Annotated in this window: 3 protein-coding genes; 2 read left to right on the forward strand and 1 reads right to left on the reverse strand. The window is 72.8% G+C overall.

Going from position 1 to position 2,966, the window contains the following annotated elements; all coding sequences use genetic code 11:
- Positions 1-223: 223 nt before the first annotated feature.
- Positions 224-1,606, forward strand: a complete 1,383-nt coding sequence (locus ACWGIU_RS34440) for an FAD-binding oxidoreductase (RefSeq protein ID WP_453712036.1) — start codon at positions 224-226, stop codon at positions 1,604-1,606.
- A 101-nt stretch (positions 1,607-1,707) separates the two neighbouring features.
- Here ACWGIU_RS34440 and ACWGIU_RS34445 read toward each other — a convergent pair whose 3' ends face one another.
- Positions 1,708-2,187, reverse strand: coding sequence for an SsgA family sporulation/cell division regulator (locus ACWGIU_RS34445; RefSeq protein WP_453712037.1), 480 nt, complete (start codon positions 2,185-2,187; stop codon positions 1,708-1,710).
- Between the two features lie 257 nt (positions 2,188-2,444).
- On the opposite strand from ACWGIU_RS34445, the gene ACWGIU_RS34450 reads away from it, so the two are divergent.
- The coding region (locus ACWGIU_RS34450) for a DUF2510 domain-containing protein (protein ID WP_453712038.1) at positions 2,445-2,966 on the forward strand (522 nt) is incomplete at its 3' end.

Genomic DNA, 2,966 nt, shown 5'->3' on the forward strand with positions numbered 1-2,966 from the left:
TGGCAGGCCGGATCAGCAGGGCCCCGGCGATCAGGACCACGGCGACCGCGGCCGCCACGAGCGTCTTGCGGCCGGTGAAGGTCACGGGCGGCGCCGGTGTCTGCGATTCCTCGTCGATACGGTCCATGGGGTCACTGTGCGTCAATATGAAGAATTCACGGAGGTGTCCGAAGGAGGGCGCGGTCGTGTTCACACCGATGGCCCCGGCTGCCACGCTGGTCCCATGGATGACGATCTCTTCGCACGTCTGCGGGCCGGTCTGCTCGAAGGGCTCCCCGCCGAGGCACTGCTCACCGATCCCCAGGTGACCACCTCCTACGCCACCGACATGGCCAGCTTCTGCGCCGCCGGCACGCCGGCCGCCGTCGTCCTGCCCCGGACCGTGGAACAGGTCCAGCACGTCCTCCGCACTGCCACGGCCCTGCGGATCCCCGTGGTTCCGCAGGGTGCCCGGACGGGCCTGTCGGGCGGCGCCAACGCCTCCGACGGCTGCATCGTCCTCTCGCTCGTCAAGATGGACCGGATCCTGGAGATCAGCGCCGTCGACCGGATCGCCGTGGTCGAGCCGGGCGTGGTCAACGCCGTGCTCTCACGGGCCGTCGCCGAGCAGGGCCTGTACTACCCGCCCGATCCCTCCAGCTGGGAGCAGTGCACCATCGGCGGCAACATCGGCACCGCCTCGGGGGGCCTGTGCTGCGTCAAGTACGGGGTCACCGCCGAGTACGTGCTCGGGCTCGACGTGGTCCTGGCCGACGGGAGACTGCTGCGCACGGGCCGGCGTACCGCCAAAGGCGTGGCCGGCTACGACCTGACCCGGCTCTTCGTGGGCTCCGAGGGCAGCCTGGGCGTGGTCGTCCAGGCCGTTCTCGCCCTGCGGCCGGCGCCGCCCCGGCAGCTGGCGCTGGCCGCCGAGTTCCCCTCCGTGGCGGCCGCCTGCGATGCCGTCTGCGCCGTCATGGAGGCGGGCCTGACCCCTTCGCTGCTGGAGCTGATGGACCGGACGACCGTACGGGCCGTCAACGCCCTGGGGAAGATGGGGCTGCCCGAGGTCACGGAGGCCCTCCTGCTGGCCGCCTTCGACACCCCGCACGCCCCCGAGGACCTCGCGGCCGTCGGCGCGCTGTGCACGGCCGCCGGGGCCACCGCCGTCGTGCCCGCCGACGACGAGGCGGAGTCCGAACTGCTGCTGCAGGCTCGCCGGATGTCCTTCCCCGCGCTGGAGGCGCTGCGGCCGGCGACGATGATCGACGACGTGTGCGTACCGCGCTCGCGGCTCGGCGAGATGCTGGACGGTACGGCCGCCATCGCCCGCGCCCAGGACCTGCTCATCGGGGTCTGCGCGCACGCCGGGGACGGCAACACCCACCCGATCGTCTGTTTCGACCCCGCGGACGAGGACGAGACGCGGCGGGCCCGCGAGTCCTTCGGCCAGATCATGGCGCTCGGCCTCTCCCTGGGCGGGACCATCACCGGCGAGCACGGGGTCGGGGTCCTGAAGAAGGAGTGGCTGGCCCGCGAACTCGGCCCGGTGGGGCTGGAGATGCAGCGGGCCGTCAAGCAGGCCTTCGACCCGCTCGGGCTGCTCAATCCCGGCAAGCTCTTCTGACGCCTCCGCCGAGGTCCGGCCGGGCCTGCGGGCCCGCGGCCTGCGAGGCCGCCGAAGTCCGGCCGGGCCTGCGGGGCCGCCGCGCGTGCGTACGGCCCGCATCACAGGTCCCCGTCCGCCGACTCGTCCGACGGCCACGGGTCGCGCAGCCACAGGTCGTCCGCCGGGGTCGGGGTGAGCAGCTCGGCCAGCGCGGCGTCCAGGCCGAGCCGCTCGCCCTCGGTGCCGGGCGGAACGACGCGCAGCGTGCGCTCCAGCCAGGCCGACACGGAGGTCGCGGGAGCCTCCAGGAGGGCGTCGCCGTCGGGGGAGGTGAGCGCCATGCAGAGTACGGCCTTGTTGTCGACCTTCGTGGGCCAGATCCGGACGTCGCCGTGGCCGCAGGGGCGGAACACCCCCTCGACCAGCAGCTCGCGGGCGAACGTCCAGTTGACGGGGGTGTTCGAGCCGGTGTGGAAGGTGATGTGGACGGCGTACGGGTCGTGCGTCACGTAGAGGAGCCGGGCGGGGACGGGGATGCTGCGCTCGGGGGACAGGACCAGCTTCAGTTCCAGCTCGCGCTCGATGACGGGGTGGTGCATGACGGCCTCACTTCGGTTCGGTGTGCGGGGCCGGACGGTGCCCCACACCCGGGGAGAGCGGCAGTGGGCCCGGGTATGACGCGACTTCGGGCAGCGAACCGGAGATTGGCCGATTTCTTTCGACTGACCGAAAACCGTCGTGCAGGGTGACGTTCGCTCGTTTGCTTGGATTCTCCCGTTACCGGACCTGCCGGGGGGCGGTTCTTGGCTATGGTCCTCCCTTGCACAAGCCTCAAGCCACGATCGGAGTTGGGGACATGACGGCCTCCCCTGGTGACGGCGAGCACGCGGCCCGCGAGGGCTACTACCCGGATCCGTCCATCCCGGGGTACATCCGCTACTGGAACGGAGCGGCCTGGGTTCCCGGCACGAGCCGCCCTGCCCCGCAGCAGGCACCTGTCGCGCAGGCCGCGCCCGCCCCGGTCGCCGCGCCCGCCCCCGTCGCCGCACCAGCCGTCGGCGGGGGGCACGCCCCGCGCGCGGACGAGACGGGGCCGGTGTTCCTCGACGAGACGTCCATGACCGAGGCGTTGCCGGAGCCCGCGCCCGTCACCGCCCCCGCGTCCGTAGTTGTCGCCGAGGCGTTCGCCGAGCCCGTGGTGTGGCAGGCCGATCGCAGGCACCAGGTCGGCTTCGGCGGGCCCCGCGACCACCGGGTGTCGTGGGGCGGCGCACCGGATCCGGAACCCGCTGCGCAGCCCGAACCGGAACCCGAATCGGAACCGGAGCCGGAACCCGGACCGGAACCGTCCCCGCGGTCGGCGGGCATCTCCCTGGCC

This window comes from Streptomyces sp. NPDC054840, assembly GCF_053611065.1.

Bases quoted from the DNA above. Each gene is read 5' to 3' on its own strand.
- ACWGIU_RS34440 (WP_453712036.1), top strand. From the start codon at position 224: ATGGATGACGATCTCTTCGCACGTCTGCGGGCCGGTCTGCTCGAAGGG.
- ACWGIU_RS34445 (WP_453712037.1), bottom strand. From the start codon at position 2,187: ATGCACCACCCCGTCATCGAGCGCGAGCTGGAACTGAAGCTGGTCCTG.